Annotated in this window: 17 protein-coding genes; 1 reads left to right on the top strand and 16 read right to left on the bottom strand. The window is 37.8% G+C overall.

Annotated elements, in window-relative coordinates; all coding sequences use genetic code 11:
- The 13 genes from QZ055_RS03345 to QZ055_RS03285 form a co-directional block, all read right to left on the bottom strand.
- Positions 1-1,203: SMI1/KNR4 family protein (locus QZ055_RS03345; RefSeq protein ID WP_295824625.1), on the bottom strand; the 1,203-nt coding region annotated here is incomplete at its 3' end.
- Between the two features lie 43 nt (positions 1,204-1,246).
- The gene (locus QZ055_RS03340) at positions 1,247-1,705 is read right to left on the bottom strand and encodes a glycosyl transferase family 4 (protein ID WP_295824624.1); all 459 of its coding nucleotides are present in this window, start codon (positions 1,703-1,705) and stop codon (positions 1,247-1,249) included.
- 47 nt (positions 1,706-1,752) lie between these two features.
- The gene (locus tag QZ055_RS03335) at positions 1,753-2,112 is read right to left on the bottom strand and encodes a hypothetical protein (RefSeq protein WP_295824622.1); all 360 of its coding nucleotides are present in this window, start codon (positions 2,110-2,112) and stop codon (positions 1,753-1,755) included.
- Entirely contained in the window at positions 2,105-2,524 is a 420-nt protein-coding gene (locus QZ055_RS03330; protein WP_295824621.1) for a bacteriocin, read from the bottom strand. The genes QZ055_RS03335 and QZ055_RS03330 overlap by 8 nt, the downstream gene beginning before the upstream one ends.
- A gap of 28 nt (positions 2,525-2,552) precedes the next feature.
- Positions 2,553-3,614, bottom strand: a complete 1,062-nt coding sequence (locus tag QZ055_RS03325; protein WP_295824619.1) for an ankyrin repeat domain-containing protein — start codon at positions 3,612-3,614, stop codon at positions 2,553-2,555.
- A gap of 113 nt (positions 3,615-3,727) precedes the next feature.
- Positions 3,728-4,207 carry a pyridoxamine 5'-phosphate oxidase family protein gene (locus tag QZ055_RS03320; RefSeq protein WP_295824617.1) on the bottom strand — a complete coding sequence of 160 codons (480 nt, stop codon included), beginning with the start codon at positions 4,205-4,207 and terminating at the stop codon, positions 3,728-3,730.
- A 15-nt stretch (positions 4,208-4,222) separates the two neighbouring features.
- Positions 4,223-4,861 carry a hypothetical protein gene (locus QZ055_RS03315; RefSeq protein WP_295824615.1) on the bottom strand — a complete coding sequence of 213 codons (639 nt, stop codon included), beginning with the start codon at positions 4,859-4,861 and terminating at the stop codon, positions 4,223-4,225.
- 106 nt (positions 4,862-4,967) lie between these two features.
- A complete protein-coding gene (locus QZ055_RS03310; protein WP_295824614.1) occupies positions 4,968-5,615 on the bottom strand; it encodes a DUF4304 domain-containing protein in 648 nt (215 codons plus the stop codon).
- Positions 5,616-5,652: 37 nt separating this feature from the next.
- Positions 5,653-6,093 (bottom strand): BdrN protein, encoded by a 441-nt coding sequence (locus QZ055_RS03305; RefSeq protein ID WP_295824612.1) that lies wholly within the window; start codon positions 6,091-6,093, stop codon positions 5,653-5,655.
- 58 nt (positions 6,094-6,151) lie between these two features.
- The gene (locus QZ055_RS03300) at positions 6,152-6,571 is read right to left on the bottom strand and encodes a hypothetical protein (protein ID WP_295824611.1); all 420 of its coding nucleotides are present in this window, start codon (positions 6,569-6,571) and stop codon (positions 6,152-6,154) included.
- A gap of 166 nt (positions 6,572-6,737) precedes the next feature.
- Positions 6,738-8,225: a 23S rRNA (uracil(1939)-C(5))-methyltransferase RlmD gene (rlmD, locus tag QZ055_RS03295; RefSeq protein WP_295824609.1), complete on the bottom strand. Its 1,488-nt coding sequence runs from the start codon at positions 8,223-8,225 to the stop codon at positions 6,738-6,740.
- On the bottom strand, positions 8,225-8,893 hold the full coding sequence (locus QZ055_RS03290; RefSeq protein ID WP_295824608.1) for a TerC family protein: 669 nt from the start codon (positions 8,891-8,893) through the stop codon (positions 8,225-8,227). Before QZ055_RS03290 ends, rlmD begins: the two co-directional genes overlap by 1 nt.
- A gap of 144 nt (positions 8,894-9,037) precedes the next feature.
- A complete protein-coding gene (locus tag QZ055_RS03285) occupies positions 9,038-9,697 on the bottom strand; it encodes a TerC family protein (protein ID WP_295824607.1) in 660 nt (219 codons plus the stop codon).
- A gap of 278 nt (positions 9,698-9,975) precedes the next feature.
- Between QZ055_RS03285 and QZ055_RS03280 the strand changes: the two genes are divergently transcribed.
- Positions 9,976-11,319 (top strand): MATE family efflux transporter, encoded by a 1,344-nt coding sequence (locus QZ055_RS03280; RefSeq protein WP_105085456.1) that lies wholly within the window; start codon positions 9,976-9,978, stop codon positions 11,317-11,319.
- A 47-nt stretch (positions 11,320-11,366) separates the two neighbouring features.
- Here QZ055_RS03280 and uvrC read toward each other — a convergent pair whose 3' ends face one another.
- From uvrC to uvrB, 3 genes are all read right to left on the bottom strand, one after another.
- A complete protein-coding gene (gene uvrC, locus QZ055_RS03275) occupies positions 11,367-13,193 on the bottom strand; it encodes an excinuclease ABC subunit UvrC (protein ID WP_295824605.1) in 1,827 nt (608 codons plus the stop codon).
- Positions 13,194-13,359: 166 nt separating this feature from the next.
- Complete coding sequence (uvrA, locus tag QZ055_RS03270) at positions 13,360-16,212, bottom strand: excinuclease ABC subunit UvrA (RefSeq protein WP_295824603.1); 2,853 nt, start codon at positions 16,210-16,212, stop codon at positions 13,360-13,362.
- Between the two features lie 186 nt (positions 16,213-16,398).
- Positions 16,399-18,551 (bottom strand): excinuclease ABC subunit UvrB (gene uvrB / locus QZ055_RS03265; RefSeq protein WP_295824600.1); only part of this gene is annotated, 2,153 nt, incomplete at its 5' end.

Below are 18,551 nucleotides of genomic sequence, written 5' to 3'. Positions count from 1 at the left end.
AATTTCAGGTTCTTCTAATCTATCATCGTCATCTGCTTGATCATCATCTACATATCTTTTTACATTTTCATTGTATTCTTTGGAAAACTCTTCTCTGCTATATGTTTGCTTATTAAATACCCAATGTACTACATCATATGTAGGATAGTTATCTTCATCGCAATCAGTAACGTCTTCAGTATCTGTACCTTCTTTAGTATCTTTAGTATCTTTACTATTTTTCTTATCAAAGACATTCTTAATGGTTTCAAATATGACAGGATAATCCGCCTTGTATTCTTTTGGCTTGATTTGAGTTAATAGGTATTTTACAACTTCACAACACCAACCAAGTTGTTTATCTAACCCGGCTTCTTTCGTCATTTTTATGCCCGTTTCTATTAACTGTAATGCCTTCTGTACATGTTCAGATTCGTAGCTTTCACCAATAGCTAACATCGCATGAGCATAGCCACAGCGATAATACCAAGACCAATCGCGATGTGTTTCATCAATACGATTAAATAAATCAATAGCCTCTGATGCACGGCCCTTATTGTTATACATACGTCCTAAGGTACTTAATAGTTTAGGAGACAAATTATCGATGCCCATATTAGTTAATAACTCCATAGCACGATTGATGTCTAAGTCCTCTTGTTCATTAAGGAGCTTAACCTTATCCGCATCACTTAATTCTTGAAACTCTTCATCCGTAATATCTTCTATACTGATATATAAGTTCTTAATAAAGTCACCAAAGTTATCTGCTAAGGGAGTCATGGAGTAATCACCTTCTTGATCTACTCGTACAACCTTAGGCTCACCGGTAGGACCGCACTCACGATAATCGAGGAAAATCATGTCGTGACCACCGGAAATCGTATCAGCTACAACGACACCGATAGGGGGATATTTTACTTTTGAAATCCAAAACTCATTTCCCATCTCACCTAAAAGAGAGTATTTTTTATCTCTATCGATGCCATATATTCCTGTTATATATACACAATCGTCATCATCGTTAATAAAACAATTTTTCTTTACTACACCACCATTATGGTTTTTAAGTAGCTCAATATATGCAGCAGGCAATGTATAACCTAGATCTGCTTCAGCATCTTTAATATCCTCATCGGTAACAGGTTTACCTATATAGGATTCAAATGCATAGTCAACATCGTTCCAAAATCCGGTCCAATCAAAGTCTTTTAGATTACCCATAATACTCTCTCCTAGTTTAAACCGATATAATCTAAATTTTTAATTACTCATTCATAGAATAAGTTTTGATTAAAGCTTTTACCTCACGCCGTATCAATATTGTATCAATCATATAGGAAGCAATGATATAAGGAGAAGCATTTATAATCGCTATAGGGGCTAAAATAACTGCTACTCGCAATAAGTCTAGGGAATATGCATACCACTTAATATCTATGGTATTTAAAATGGGTATAACATAGTCTATCACTCTTAATTCCCATTGCATTAATGGATTTAAGTCCTCACTGGTTCCTACCAGCCAAGTGAAGATAACCCCAAAAAGCAAGAAATATAATATGCCAACTGGAATTAATATCTTCGCTCGCTTTTTTAATAAATTACGACAAATCTCATCTTCTTCCTCTGGTGCTATATTATATAACATATTGCACTGAATCTGAATCCGTCTAAATCGATAGCGAATATACTTATACAAAATGTTATTCGGTGTATATAACATAATGGACTCCACATATAAGTCATACTAGCAAAATCATGGAAAATATATCATCCATCTATGGCAAAATAATGTAAATCTTTGAATTCATCATCCCAAAATGTAAAAGAAAAGATATGGGTATCATCAAAGGTTTGCTCGCAATAGGTCACAGCATCACGTTCTGGTTCAATAATAGGCGTACCAATACGTGATTTCACGTCATCAATAGTTATATCACCATACAAATCTCGTATTTCGTTATAAATGAAAGTAACGATTGTATCTATATTCTTGTGGTAATTAGTAGCTAATAACTTTGCCGTATCTAAATTAGTATCTGTCGGTTTCTCATCCCAGCAAAACTGTATTCCTTCGTAGGATATGGTATATTGCCTTAACTGTTCATCATATATTACAGGATTAGTCATCGTTTGTATCCTTTACATAGCTTTCCATCTTTGGTCTTAAATCTAGTACGACTTCCCAATCATCTAATGACGGTACCTTATGATGTGCAATAAAATCTTTTATTATCTGTAATGCCTCTTGAGGTCCTAGCTCATTTTTACCGTATATTATCGCACCTTGCTCGCCATCATTAGTTACACTAAGCTCTATATGTAATAAATTCGTATCTTCATCACTACAAACTTGTACAAAGTTATACATTTTATTATCTATCGGAATTGCCTTTGCTGGTGATATAACTACAAAATCCTGTTCTTGATCCTCAATAGCGTAGAGATTTTGCTCAACCTCATTCAAGGTAATACCTTCATACTTATAGTCACCTACATCAATCGACCAGTCTGTATAGGTTTTCTCAACTTTATCTGCCATATGTATCTCCTCTGCTGTACAATTTACATTAAAATAAGGTTTCTAATTGACCTGACATATCTGCCATGAACTCATCAAACTTACAAAGTTCTCGCAGCTCTTGATGCTCGGTATCATAACAACCAATCTTTTTAGACTTAGGATCCCATACAATTTGCCAATCGTTGTACTCGCCTAGAACTTTAGATAGTCGTAATAGTTTACGACGCCCCACTTTAAACGGAACTGTATCAAGTAAAGGTAAAAACTCTATAAATATAAAATCAGAATCTGGCAATTCAAAATAGAGAATATCCCCCTCCAAAAACGATACTAACCCCTTTGGTAATTTAAATGGTTTTAATTGATCCATTTTATTTTGTTTATCATGGTACTCAGCAGGCTCTAATGTTTTAAAGTACTCCGCCATTTCCATATCGCCACGTTCAATGGCAATGCTATAAGGACGCATACCATCCTTTTCTGTAATGGTCACATCCGCACCATGTTCTACCAAATATTTGCACATCTGTAAGTCTACATAACGAGCAGCTACACATAATGGGGTTGGCTTAAAGGGATACACAGAATCAGGCTTATTGTAATTAATATCTACACCATTATGAATAAAGAAATCTAGAACCTCATAATTGTTCTCTGTTATGGCATTTCTGAAAGCTTTACCGCCATATTTTTGTACTGTATGGCCTAAGTCATGAATCCGTTGTAAGTTCTCATATTTCTTGCCATATAAAGCAGCCTGAAATGCATCTACATCAACAGAGTTCAAGGCATGAATATTAGCACCATGATTCACAACATAATCTATTACCTTTTGATCGGCATACCGTACAGCTAATAAGAAACTTGGATTTTCTTCATAATTTAAATCTGCTCCATGTTCAACTAACCATTGAACACTAGGAAAACAGTTCATTACTACCGCTAATTCTAGCGGGGAATACTCACTGTACTTACCTAATTGTATAGGTTTATGAATATCCCATCCATCTGCTAATGCATTTTCTAAAGCTACGATATTTCCTTTTACGATATCTATTACTATTTTAGGCACAGATTCAAATGTACCTAAATCCTTTAACTCTATCATGTCTCTCTCCCACGAAATATATTTTTAAAATGATTATCACTAATTACATTATATTACATTTATAAGTATGAGTGTATAGTAAAAGCCCTCCGCATAAGCGAAGGGCTTAACTATTATTTCTCTTGTACTTGTTTGCCACTCATATGTTCAATAGTAATTTCAAACATCTGTGTTGCTTTACCGTTCCGAGCAATTTGATCATCAGCTAATGCTTCATCAGGATAATATTTCATAGCAAATTCTTTTAATCGAGCTATAGATTCTGGGCCGGCCTCTAATAAACGGCATCTCCCAAATACTACTGCACTTTGTACATATGGGGCCCATGGTTCAGATTCATCAATACGCTCATCACCATATACTGTAAAACATACTTTATCCGAAGATTTTAATGCATCTACTTTATGACCAGCTTTGGCTCCATGAAAATAAATTTTCTGCGTTTCATTATCATAAAAATAATTAATAGGAATAGCATACGGGTATCCATTATCACCATTCATGGCCAAAATACCACGACGATTAGACGTTAATAGTGCTTCCGTAGCAGCACGATCTATTTCATTTATCTTTTTACGAATTGGTTTAAACATAATATGTCTCCTATTTTATTTACTAATCGTATTTACAAGATACATAAAAGTGCCACTATTAGTATCATCAACTTTGGAGTATTCTTTCCAATGTATAGGATATATACCAGTTAATACTATCGGTGCTTCCATCCCACGCATTGTCCCTTTCCCTGTATTATCGGACCAATTCATGCATCCCGTTTTAATAGAACCATCATCAATAGAAAATTCAGCGTAAGTACAATTTGCTTTTATGGGAGGCTTTAAATAAGACAACTCACTAGTTATCTTAATTGTATAACCTTCAATAAATTTATTACTCTTATCCCTAAATTCCTCTATACGCATTATATCTTTTAAATAATTATAACAACCTTGGTCCTTAGCACCTTGCTCCTTCAATACATACACTTCATCATTTATATTTTTAATACATTTTTTTGTCGTATATTTAAGCTCAATAGGAATCCATTTACCATCTACTATTACAAGAATATCGAGATGTAAATTAGGATTAAATTCTGGTACAAACTCTAGTCTAATATCACAATTTGGATATTGTTCTTTAATCATCCAGGCTAAGCTAAATTGAAAGTCAGCTTCTGAATGAAAAATTGGGCGCCTTTTACTCAATTGGTACATTATTTCATCAATATCTAAGGTTAATCCCATACCATATACCTCATTCAAAATGATTTAACTACTTATGTTAATTATATTATATTTTTATATATGTTTGTATCGTGAAAGCCCTCCGCATAAGCGAAGGGCTTAACTATTATTTCTCTATCTCGATTCCATTAAGATAGGCAAATTTAATCATAGGAGCTCCATAAAATTCACTCGTATCTAAGGAAATCTTTTCCTGAGGCAATTCTCTCAACTGATTATAAAAACCAATATATCTACTTCTTAACGTATCTTTTTGAATTATTTTATTAAAGTACTGTTGAGCTTTATCTTTCCCACCAAAATGATAAATATAATAAAGTAGATTATGATTGATTATGTCTCCATCTATGAGCTTATCAATATTATGTTCTGTATCTTCAAAATCATTAAATAGAGGCATGATGTATTCCGCTAGCAGCTTGGTAATCTCATCTACAGTATACTGATAACTAGCGCCTGCTAATTGATACCAATACCACTCCTTTCGGTGTAGCAAACAGCCTAATTCACCGCCATAAACAAAACCGTTATGAATATTAGCTTTTGTCATAGATTTAGAGTAAATAGCAATATGTGGAACAAATTCTACGCTGCATACATAGTTATTTCTATTAGCCTGAAAGTATATCTCAAAAGTAAGATCTTTATTTTTAGATATTTTCTTTAATTTCTGACCTTTACTAACTACCTTAAAATCAGGAAATTTACTTGCAATTTCTTGCCAAGCTTTCTCACATAATTCTCTAGGTTTCATGATTATAAATTCCCCCACTTTAATACAGGTAATCAATTTAAAGATTTCCTTCAACAACTATAACAGATGTATGTTGAAGTGCTTCCTTTATCCAAGCAATAAATGTGTTTAAAAACTCTTGCTCTTCTTTACTAAAATTTATAAGATCAACTTCAATATTATGAATTATTTTAATCCAGTCGTCTTGCTTAATCCAATTATCAAAGCATACATCAAAGCTATCTCTTTCAGTATTATCTGATGCATCTATAATAGGATACGCTTTAATAAAATAAGAAACTAAGATATCAAAATCTGGACTATAAACCCGTAATGGCTTTCTATAACAGTGCCAATCCTTCCAGCTTGATGAGGAATTAGAGGCATCAGTAACTTTTAGAGGATTAAAATCTAATCGTATGTGCTCACCTAACGGTGCAATGAGTCGTAACTCCATATACTCTTGCTTTTTATAATCCGTTGATTTCAGCCAGACCATATAGTTCACTCCATAAACTTATAAAACAAGGTATTATTTTATCTGTAAAAATTAGGGTTTATTTTTTGACATGATACACCATATCTCCGCTATTCCAAATATACATAATGACAGATACTGGAGTTTTTTCATTGATCCAAAGCCAACCTGTATATGTAGTTGTATTGGCAAAATAGCCTTCCGTAATTATTTCAAATTCTGAGTCTACATACTCATTCATAAAGTCACATAAACAAATGGACTTTCCATTAAATCGACCTTCACCTAATGTTTTGTTAAATATTAGTACCTTACATAAGTTCACATCACAGTCTTTAAAAGATATTTCACCGGAAAATGCTCTTTCTTCACCATCTACCAATTGATACATTTCGTCAACTGTTAACGTCAATGTTTTATTATGAATTCTGATTCTATTTACTTTACTACCATAAAGACTGAAAAGGATGTTACTCTTTCTATCATGTATAAAATCCATAATATTCCTCACAAGATTAAAGGTAAAACTGTAATCTATGGCAGTACTAATGCTCACTGCGTCGCTTCGCTTCTAGTAAGCAAAGCCACTAGCCTCAGTCGTAGGCTGTTTCCAATCATTCTTCACTTCGTTCGAATTCTTGGACATTCCTGACCAGTGCTAATGCTTACTGCATCGTTTCGTTCCTAGTGAGCAAAGCTACAGCTTCGACATGTGCTGTCATAGGGAACATGTCTACGGGTTGTACTTCTTTTAGTTCATAGCCGTAGTGTATTAGGATTTCAATGTCCCTTGCCATGGTGGCTGGGTTACAGGATACGTAGACAATGCGTTTTGGTTCCATGCCCGCTGCAGAGGTTAGCACTTCTTCTTTACAGCCTGCACGGATTGGATCAAATACGATAACGTCTGGTCGTACGCCTGCTTTGTAGAGTTTTGGCATTTCTACGGCCGCATCAGCGACGATAAATTCTGTATTATCATAGCCATTGCGTTCAGCGTTTTCACGAGCATTAATAATGGCTGGTTCTACGATTTCAATACCGATGACATGCTTTGCCTTATGAGCTAAGAAGAGTGAAATAGTACCTGTACCACAGTACGCATCGATAACTGTTTCATCCCCTTTTAAATCTGCATAAGCTAATGCTTGGTCATACAGTACTGTAGTTTGTTCTGGATTCACTTGGAAGAAGGAATGTGGGGATAAGGTAAACTGTAAGTCCTTAATATGGTCTGTTATTGTTCCATCCCCGTAGAGGATATGATTCTTAGGTCCTAATATAACATTAGTACGCTTACTATTTACATTGTGAACGATAGTTTCTACTTGAGGGATGCGTTCTGTTAATTTTTCTACCCACTTTTCTTGGTGAGGTAAGTAGTCTGTAGCAGTTACAAGGATAATCATCCATCCAGATTGGCCAATACGACCGATTACATGGCGCAATATACCCTTCCCTGTATGTTCATTATACGGTTCAATATCAAACTCTTTGGCGATTTGATAACATGCTTGAGCAATGATATTATTGCCTTCATCTTGTATAGGACAGTTTGTACCTTGCACGATATCGTGAGATCCCATCGCATAGAAACCCATTTGAATATCGCCTTTACTACCGCCTACAGGCATTTGCATCTTATTGCGATATGCCCATGGTTCTTTAGGTCCTAATGCTGGCTTAACAAGGTCTGGATTTTGATGCCCGATACGCTCGATAACATCCTTCACCTTTTGTGTTTTTAGTGAAAGCTGTCCTTCATAGGTAATGTGTTGTAGTTGGCAGCCTCCACAGAATCCATAAAGATCACAACTTGCATCGATACGATTGGGAGCCATCGTAACAATTTCTAAAAGGCGCCCTGTAGCATAGGTTTTTTTAACCATATTAATAGCTACTTTCACAGTTTCTCCAGGTAAGGCATAAGGTACGAAGACAGTAAAGTCATCTACACGACCTACCCCTTCACCGCTGCTACCGATGCCATGAATAGGTACCAATACTTCATCACCAAACTTAACAGGAGCATTTAAAATAGCCTGTTGTTTTTTAGATAATTGGCCGTTTATAGCTTGCTGTGAATTAGAGCGATTACTTCTTCTATGTTGTTTAGATTGTTTTTTACGAGATGTACGATTAGTACCGTTCATTACATGTCTCTTTTCTTCCAAATTTTAATCATACCTGTCACAATAAGAACGAAGAATACAGTACCGATTTTAACGAGTAATTCTTCACCTTGAATATATGGTATAAGAAGTGGATCTTCCACAATCATTTCTCCTGCAACCCAGCCAAGAAGTGCACCACCAGCCCAAAGAATGGCAGGGAATTTATTAATAATTCGAGCAAATAATGTAGAGCAAAATACGATAATTGGAACAGTAATTAACATACCTGCAATAACAAGCTCTAAATGACCTCTAGCGGCTCCTACTACACCGATGACATTATCAATACTCATCATAGCGTCGGCTACAATAATCGTCCAAATAGCACCCATTAATGAATTCTTAGCTTCAATATGTGCATCTTCATCTCCACCTTTTAATAATTGAATGGCAATCCATACAAGTACAAAGCCACCACCTAAGTGGATAAGAGGAATTAAAGTAAGCGCCTCTACTAAAAGGGTAGCAAATAAAAGGCGCATTACAATGGCACCTACTGTACCCCAAATTACGGCTTTCTTTTGTAGTTCTGGAGCTAGCTTACCTGCTGCCATTCCAATAACTACAGCATTATCGCCCGCCAACAAAATATCAATTAAAATAATCTTACCAATGGTCACCCACGTGGCAACTTCTAAAAATTCCATTCTGTATATACCTCAATTCAAACGAGTAATTCAATAACTATCCCTTAACTATACCATAATTTTTCTATTTTCTCACCTAAAAAGAGCGCTATTAGTTTACAAAAAAAATCTCTCCCCTATGATTAAGAGAAGAGATTTATTCTATTATTTCTTGGTTTTTTTAGCTATCAAAGATGCCCCTACTACGAGGATTACTGCAGCTATTTTGATGAACAGTGCATATGGTTCCACCGTATGAGCAATCAATGTATCCTCTACTGCCATGCCGGCACCTACCCATCCAAGGATACCGCCGCCAACGTATAGGATAATTGGGAAACGTTCGATAACTTTCACAAATAAAGTACTGCCATAAATGATGATTGGTACAGTTATGAGCATACCAATGGCCACCATTGTCATATGGCCGCCTGCAGCACCAACTACACCGATAACATTATCGATGCCCATGATACCATCTGCAATGACAATTGTTGTAATAGCGGCACGCAAGTTATCCTTAGCTTCGATATTATGCTCACTTTCATCATCGGCAACGAGTTTATAACCGATCCATAAAAGAAGGATACCACCTACTAGACGAAGAGCCGGAATATTGTTCAACGCCTCTACAAACAGGAATGCCATAACAAGGCGTAAAATAATAGCCCCCGCTGTGCCCCAGAAGATTGCTTTCTTTTGCAAATGAGCCGGTAAATTACGAGCAGCCATACCAATTACAATGGCATTATCGCCAGCGAGTAAGATATCGATAATGATGATCTGAAGCATCGCCAATAAACCTTGAATAGATAAGATGTCCAATGTATCCTCCTTAGAATATAACTATAGTATATATATTATAATCGATATAGTTCAGTGGTGTAAAATTCAATTTACAAAATATATATTCATTTTTAGCATACTCCATTTATCGTAAGTGGAGAAATATAACTCTACAACTAGAGGTTTTATAATACATTAAAACCTTAGTCATAATGTGCTAAATAATATACATTTAATTCCCAATTCCTAAGGAATTTATCTATTAAATTAGACTACTTTATGATATCGTATAATTATCATTACTAAGGGAGGTAAGTATGTATCAAACATATTCTATATTACAAAAGTTATGGTTGTTCATTAAACTATTTACTCCTATGTGCATAACGCAATTTTCCCTTATAGGTGGTACATTTATAGCCATCTTTTTAACGGGACAATATAGTACGATAGATTTAGCAGGGGTTGCTACGGGGTATAATTTATGGCTCCTATTCTATATCTTTGCACAAGGAACATTATTAGGTATTACACCGATTATTTCTCAGTTATTAGGGGCTAAGAAAACAGATGATATCGCAACCATCTTCTACCAAGGCCTTTATATAGGTACGGGCTTAGCATTCATCATTTTAATGATTGGACTCTTTGGCTTACGTCCACTACTGACAGCCCTCAATCTTGAACCGGCAGCAGCAGAGGTATGTATTAGTTATCTGAAAGCTTTCGCTATAGGTTTATTCCCTCTACTTTGGGTTAATACATTACGCAATACAGTCGACAGTCATGGATTAACACATTATTCTATGGCCATCGTATTTACAAGCTTTATTGTGAACGTATTCTTGAACTACTCGCTCATCTTTGGGCATTTCGGATTTCCTGAAATCGGTGGTGTCGGTGCTGGCTATGGTATAGCAGGTACTTGCTGGACTAACTTTATTCTCTTCAGCTTAGTATTACTATTACATCCGAAGTTAAAGGGATATCGTATCTTTAAAGACTTCAGTAAACCAAGTTTTCACTACATTCGCGAACAGCTACATATAGGTATTCCTATTGGCTTTTCCATCTTCTTAGAAGCTAGTATCTTTAGTATTGCTGGCCTATTGATGGTTCACTTTGGATCCGCCGTCGTAGCTGCTCATCAATCTGTTATTTCCTTTACCAATGTATTCTACTGTTTACCTCTTAGTATCGCTATGGCCTCTACCATTGCAGTTGCATATGAACTTGGGGCAGGTCGTAAACAAGAGGCTATCCAGTACTCTTATATTTCTCGCATCTTAGCCATTGTATTGGCTATCATGATTTGTACATTTACGTTTACTAATATGGATGCTATTGCAGATCTCTTTACAAATGATGATGAAGTATACAAGCTTATCTACAGCTTCCTTGGATACGGTGTATTCTTCTCTGCTATCGATGCCATAGGTACCCCATTGCAAGGTATATTGAGGGCTTATAAGGATGTAAAAGTAGTTCTTTACATTTCCCTCGTTTCCTATTGGGGCGTATGCTTCCCTACGGCCTATATTCTCGCCAAAAATCCTAATTATGGACCATTTGGCGTATGGATTGGCTTACTCTCTAGCGTACTAGTAGCGGGTATATTATTCACCTGGCGTACTTGGTACATTCAACGTAGACAAAACTAAATAACAATTAATACAGTAAAAGAGCATCTTATGTAAGATGCTCTTTTTTATTTCAATATATCTTGTTTTTCTACTTTGGACATACGGAAGAAATTATATAATGCTTCTGCCGTTTTATAGTTCATAGAGTCTACCTTTGAAAGCTCATCAATAGATGCTTCTTTCATAGCCTCTAAACTATTAAAATGCGCCCATAATGCTTTGCGGCGTTTAGGACCAATTCCTTCGATATGATCTAAAATAGACTCTAAGTTACGTTTACCTCGCAATTTGCGATGATATGTGATGGCAAATCGATGGGCTTCATCACGTATTTGTTGCAGTAATTGAAGCTCTGGCGTATGATGGCTCAAAATGATACTTTCAGATTGCCCTTCTACAAAGACCTCTTCAATGCGTTTAGCCAAGGAGATAACAGGCACATCGGTAACACCTACAGCACGTATTAACGGCAATGCTGCATTGAGCTGCCCTTTACCACCATCGATGATAATAAGGTCAGGCATAGGCCAATCTGTTTCATTACCGTAGCGACGCTCCATGATTTCTGCCATGGATTTGAAGTCATCTGGTTTACCTTGCGTAGTCTTCAATTTAAAACGACGATATTCCTTCTTCGCCGGCTTACCACCTTCAAAGACAACCATAGACGCAACTGTTTCAGCACCTTGCGTATGGGAAATATCGAAACACTCCATACGTTCTGGTAAGCGCGGCAAGTCTAAGACTTCCGCTAATTTCTTAACAGCCCCACCAGTCTTATCGATTTGGTACTGCCATTGACGACGGCGCTCTTCAAGGAAGGTTTCTGCATTCTCGTGGGCCATCTTGATCATGTCCATCTTATAGCCACGCTGCGGCACAGATACCTCTACATTCTGACCTTTGAGCTGTGTAAACCATTCACTCAATAAGTCTCTATCAGAACTATCCATCGGTAATAATAATTCCTTCGGAATGAAGTTCGTATCCCCATAGTATTGCTTGATAAAGTCCGTCATGATCGTTTCTGGACTATCTCCATCATGTTGAACAAAGTAATTCTCACGACCTAATAGTCGTCCACCACGAATGAATAATAGCTGTACACAAGCCATAGATGTATCAACAGCAATCCCTAATACATCTAAGTCGCCTCGTTGTGTTACCATGCGTTGCTTTTCTTGTATTTTTTCAATGCTGCTCAACTGATCTCGATACCGTGCTGCATCTTCAAATCGCAAGTCTTCTGCAGCTAATTCCATCTTCTCTTTGATTTCCTTCAACAATGGTATAGGCTTTCCTTCAAAGAGCTCTATGATTTCATCGATGTACTTCCGATAGTCCGGTATAGATATTTTGTTAAAGCACGGCGCTTCACAATAATGCATATGGTATTGCAAACATGGCCGCTCTACCTTCATAGACTTACATGTGCGCAGTGGGTAATATTGACGTATCAATTTCAACACCACATGAACCGATGTAACATCTGTGAAAGGACCAAAGTACTTAGCCCCATCACGTTCAAGGCGACGTGTCATATATACGCGAGGATAGTCCTCTTGAACAGAGATTTTCACATACGGATAGGTCTTATCATCGCGGAGCCGAATATTGTATTTAGGCTCGTGCTCCTTGATGAGCGTATTCTCTAATATGAGAGCTTCCATCTCTGTCTTTGTTTGGATAATCTCTACATCGACAGCACGCTTCATCATAGCTGTAACCTTAGGTGCTCGGTTGGCATCATTACGCACATAAGACCGCACGCGATTTCGCAAATTAATAGCCTTACCTACATAGATGATGCGGTTGTACTGATCACGCCATAAATACACACCCGGTGTAGTCGGCAAATGACTGACCTTCTCTAGTAATTCTTCAGATGGCATATGTCCTCCTTTCCTTATAGATTTCAAGGAAATAGAATATATTCTTATCTAAAATATATTCTTATCTAAAATATATTCTTATCTAAAATATGTTCATGATAAATACTTAGAAAATATATTCTATTTCCATTATGTTTTTTATCGAAACTAAATTTAATCCTCTATTTTATTTCTTATTTTTAGCTGCTTTCATAAATTTCTTAGTCTGTTCTAATACAGGGCCTAAGAATTTGCCAGTATAGCTTTCTTTTACCTTGGCGATTTGCTCTGGTGTACCTGTTGCTACAATGGTACCACCACGATTACCACCTTCTGGACCTAAATCGATGATATGATCCGCCATCTTAATGACATCTAGGTTATGTTCAATAACGACCACTGTATCTCCACCATCGACAAGCTTTTGTAGTACATCTAAGAGCTTACGAATATCTTCGGCATGTAGGCCAGTTGTCGGTTCATCAAGGATGTAAAGGGTTTTGCCTGTACTACGACGAGCCAATTCAGTAGCTAATTTAACGCGTTGAGCCTCACCACCAGATAATGTTGTGGCCGCTTGACCTAAACGGATATAGCCAAGACCTACCTCTTGTAAGGTAACCATCTTACGATGAATTTTAGGAATCGCGCTAAAGAATTCTACTGCATCATCTACGGTCATATCTAATACATCGGCAATGGATTTGCCTTTATATTTAACCTCTAAGGTTTCACGGTTATAACGAGCGCCTTTACATACTTCGCAAGGTACGTATACATCTGGCAAGAAGTGCATTTCAATTTTGATAATACCATCGCCACGACAAGCTTCACATCGACCGCCTTTTACGTTAAAGCTAAAGCGACCTTGTTTATAGCCGCGCATCTTAGCCTCTGGTGTTTGGCTGTAGAGCTCGCGTATAGCATCAAATACGCCCGTATAGGTAGCTGGATTGGAGCGAGGTGTACGTCCGATTGGACTTTGGTCAATATTGATGATTTTATCGATATGTTCTAGGCCACGGATTTCTTTATGATCCCCTACCTTATGGAAGGAACGGTACAACTGATTAGCTAAACCTTTATAAAGAATTTCATTGATTAAGGTAGACTTACCAGAACCGCTGACACCAGTAACCACATTAAATAGGCCGATAGGGAATTTTACATTTACATTTTGTAAATTATTTTCCTTCGCACCGCGAATTTCGATGCAGTTTTTACCTGGCTTACGTCGCTCTTCAGGGAGCGCTATAAACTTACGACCACTCAAGTACTGACCAGTAATAGAGTTTTCTACCTTCATCACTTCGTCCACAGTACCAGCTGCAATAATTTGACCTCCATGCTCACCTGCTCCTGGACCGATGTCTACGAGATAGTCTGCAGCACGCATCGTATCTTCGTCGTGTTCTACAACGAGCAATGTATTGCCTAAGTCGCGTAAACCTTTTAATGTATCGATGAGACGATCATTATCTCGTTGGTGTAGACCGATAGATGGTTCATCTAGAATATACAACACACCAACAAGGCCAGAGCCAATTTGTGTGGCCAAGCGAATACGTTGTGCTTCACCACCGGAAAGGGTCCCTGCACTACGGTTCATGGTAAGGTAATCGAGGCCTACATTATTGAGGAAGCCAAGGCGAGCATTGATTTCCTTCAAAATTTGAGCGCCAATCACTTGTTCCCGTTCAGTTAGCTGTAAATTACCAAAGAAATCCAGTGCTTCTTTAATGGTTAATTGCGTTACTTCATTGATATTCTTATCCCCTACGGTTATAGCTAACACTTCAGGTTTAAGACGAGCACCATGGCATGTAGTACACGGCTTAATGGACATAAATTTTTCAAACTCTTCACGCATAGAATCGGTAGAGGCTTCACTATGACGGCGTTTTACCATCGGCAAAATACCTTCGTACTCTGTAAAGAATTCCTTTACTTCACCTCTCATATTTTCATAGGTGAAAGCTACCTTATCCGTCGTGCCATACATGACTTTTTTCTGTAATGCTTTTGGCAATTCATCATAGGTAGAGTCTAAAGAATATCCATTAGCTTTTAATAGGCCTTCTACTTGACGCATAAACCATGCATTAGGATTAGAGCTCAATGCTTGCACACATCCATCGGCAAAGCTAATAGAGCCATCTGGAATAACGCGCTCTTCGTCTACTTCCATAGTGGAGCCAATCCCCAAGCAAGCTGGACAAGCGCCAAATGGACTGTTGAAGGAGAACATGCGCGGTTCAATTTTCGGTAATGAAATATGACAGTCTGGACATGCAAAGTGTTGACTATACATGTGTTCAGGGCCGTCTACCTCTTGGATAACAACGATGCCTTCTGCCCATTTTGATGCGGTCTCCATAGAGTCTGCCAAGCGGGATTCGATGCTTTCTTTTACAACGAGGCGGTCTACTACGATATCGATGGAGTGTTTTTTATTTTTTTCTAATACAATCTCTTCATCCAATGTACGCACAACGCCATCTACGCGGGCACGAACAAAACCTTCTTTACGAAGTTGTTCAAAGACGGATTTATGCTCCCCTTTTTTTCCTTGAATCATAGGCGCCAATACTAAAATCTTTGTACCTTCTGGGAAGCTCATTACATCATCTGTCATTTGTTGTATTGTTTGTTGTGTAATAGGCTTACCACATTCTGGACAATGGGCGTGACCTACACGAGCAAATAATAGACGCAAGTAGTCGTAAATCTCCGTTACAGTACCGACTGTAGAACGAGGATTGCGGCTTGTTGTCTTTTGATCGATAGAAATCGCTGGAGATAAGCCTTCAATATAATCTACATCAGGTTTATCCATTTGTCCCAAGAATTGACGAGCATACGCAGACAAGGACTCTACATAGCGTCGTTGCCCTTCTGCGTAAATCGTATCAAATGCTAAGGATGATTTACCAGAACCACTGAGGCCAGTCAAAACGATGAATTGATTTCGTGGTAATGATATATCTATATTTTTAAGGTTATGCTGACGCGCACCTTTTACTATCAACTGATCTTTCATTATGTTCCCTATTTAAAGAGATGATACCAAATGGCATCATCTCTATTTTTACTAACATGAAATAATATATGTATATTATCGCACATATAGTCTATATAATCTATGTGTTTTCTTACAATCTATATAGATTCGATTTATTACATTCAGGTAATATTTTTACAATATATGAATGTATGTTACTGCTACTTAAGATTTACTCTTTGAACTTGTACGTTTTTTACCCTTGCTAGATGTAGGCTTTTTCAACTTGCTTTCACCTGCACTATGCATATCGGACCATTGTTGACGTAGTTCTCCTAATTGATCGCGAAGCTTTGCAGCCTTTTCAAATTCAAGCTGCTTTGCAGCGGCCTTCATTTGACGATCAAGGTCTTCAATTTTATTGAATAACTCTTCCGGCGTTATATCTGCCACCTTAGGAGTAGATGCCTCTTGAGCATATGGTTCGTGTCCATGGTCCATACCCGTTGTAGAGGATTTCTTTTTTCCCTTCTTCGGTGAAAAGTCCTTTCCATCGGTAACCATATCTTCTTCAATTTTCGTCAACTCAATAAGTTCTTTTACATCTTTAGAGACAGACTTAGGCGTAATATTATGTTCAATATTATAGGCCTCTTGCACAGCACGACGACGATCTGTTTCATCGATAGCCCGTTGCATAGAACCGGTTACGCGGTCTGCGTACATGATAACGTGACCATTCACATTACGAGCGGCGCGACCGATTGTTTGAATCATAGCTGTATCAGAACGTAGGAAACCCTCCTTATCCGCATCTAAGATAGCTACTAAAGAAACTTCTGGCATATCTAGGCCTTCACGGAGCAAGTTGATACCAACCAGTACATCAAATACACCGGCTCGTAAATCACGGATGATTTCAGCACGCTCGATGGTAACGATATCTGAATGAAGGTAACGAACGCGGACGCCCATTTCCTTCAAGAACTCTGTTAAGTCCTCAGCCATCTTTTTCGTTAAGGTCGTAACGAGAACACGTTCATTCTTAGCTGCACGCTTATGAATTTCGCCGAGCAAATCATCCATTTGACCCTTAATAGGACGAATTTCAATGGATGGATCTAATAAGCCTGTAGGACGAATAATTTGTTCTGCAATATTCGTTTCTACTTCCATTTCATATGGACCAGGTGTAGCTGATACATAGACGATTTGATTAATACGCTCTACGAATTCATCGAATTGAAGCGGTCTATTATCGAGTGCAGATGGTAAACGGAACCCATATTCGATTAGAGACTCCTTACGAGCACGGTCGCCGTTATACATGGCTCGAATTTGAGGAATAGTTACATGAGACTCATCCACCATGATGAGGAAATCATCTGGGAAATAGTCTATCAATGTATATGGAGCTTCCCCAGCCTTACGTTCAGACATATGGCGGGAATAATTCTCGATGCCCGAGCAATAGCCCATTTCTTGCATCATTTCTATATCGTAACGCGTACGTTGTTCAAGACGTTGCGCCTCAAGTAAACGGTCAGCAGCTTTTAACTTAGCTAACTGTTCTTCTAACTCAGCCTCAATACGCTCTACAGCAATACGCATCTTATCTTTTGTAGTTACATAGTGAGATGCTGGGTACACAGCAACATGCTTACGTTCAGCAATCACTTCACCTGTCAAAGCATCTACCTCAACAAGGCGATCGATTTCATCACCGAAGAGTTCAACCCGAATGGCTCTTTCACTATAAGCGGCAGGGAAAATCTCGATAGTATCACCTTGTACACGGAAGGTACCACGAATAAAGTTCATATCATTTCTCGTATACTGAATATCTACAAGTTTAGATAGAATTTCATCGCGAGATTTCGTTTGCCCCAAACGCAAGGACAATACGAGTTCAGAATAGTCCTCAGGGTCACCTAAGCCGTAAATACAACTAACAGAGGCAACGATGATTACGTCGCGACGCTCGAAAAGACTCATAGTAGCACTATGTCGTAATTTATCGATTTCATCATTGATAGATGCATCCTTCTCGATATACGTATCGCTAGAAGGAATATATGCTTCTGGTTGATAGAAATCATAGTAAGACACAAAGTATTCTACCGCATTATTAGGGAAGAAACTTTTAAACTCACTACATAATTGAGCAGCCAATGTTTTATTGTGTGCAATAATCAAGGTCGGTTTCTGTACCGCCTCGATCACCTTTGCCATCGTAAATGTCTTACCTGTACCAGTAGCACCGAGCAAGACTTGAGCCCATTCACCGCGTTCAATACCTTCTGTTAGAGATTGTATGGCAGTTGGTTGGTCCCCAGTAGGCGTAAAGGGCGCCTCCACTTTAAATGGTTGGCCCCCTT

Origin of the sequence: uncultured Veillonella sp., from assembly GCF_905209685.1 — a bacterium.
Taxonomy (GTDB): domain Bacteria; phylum Bacillota; class Negativicutes; order Veillonellales; family Veillonellaceae; genus Veillonella.
This window is presented reverse-complemented; position numbering and strand designations above follow the sequence as displayed.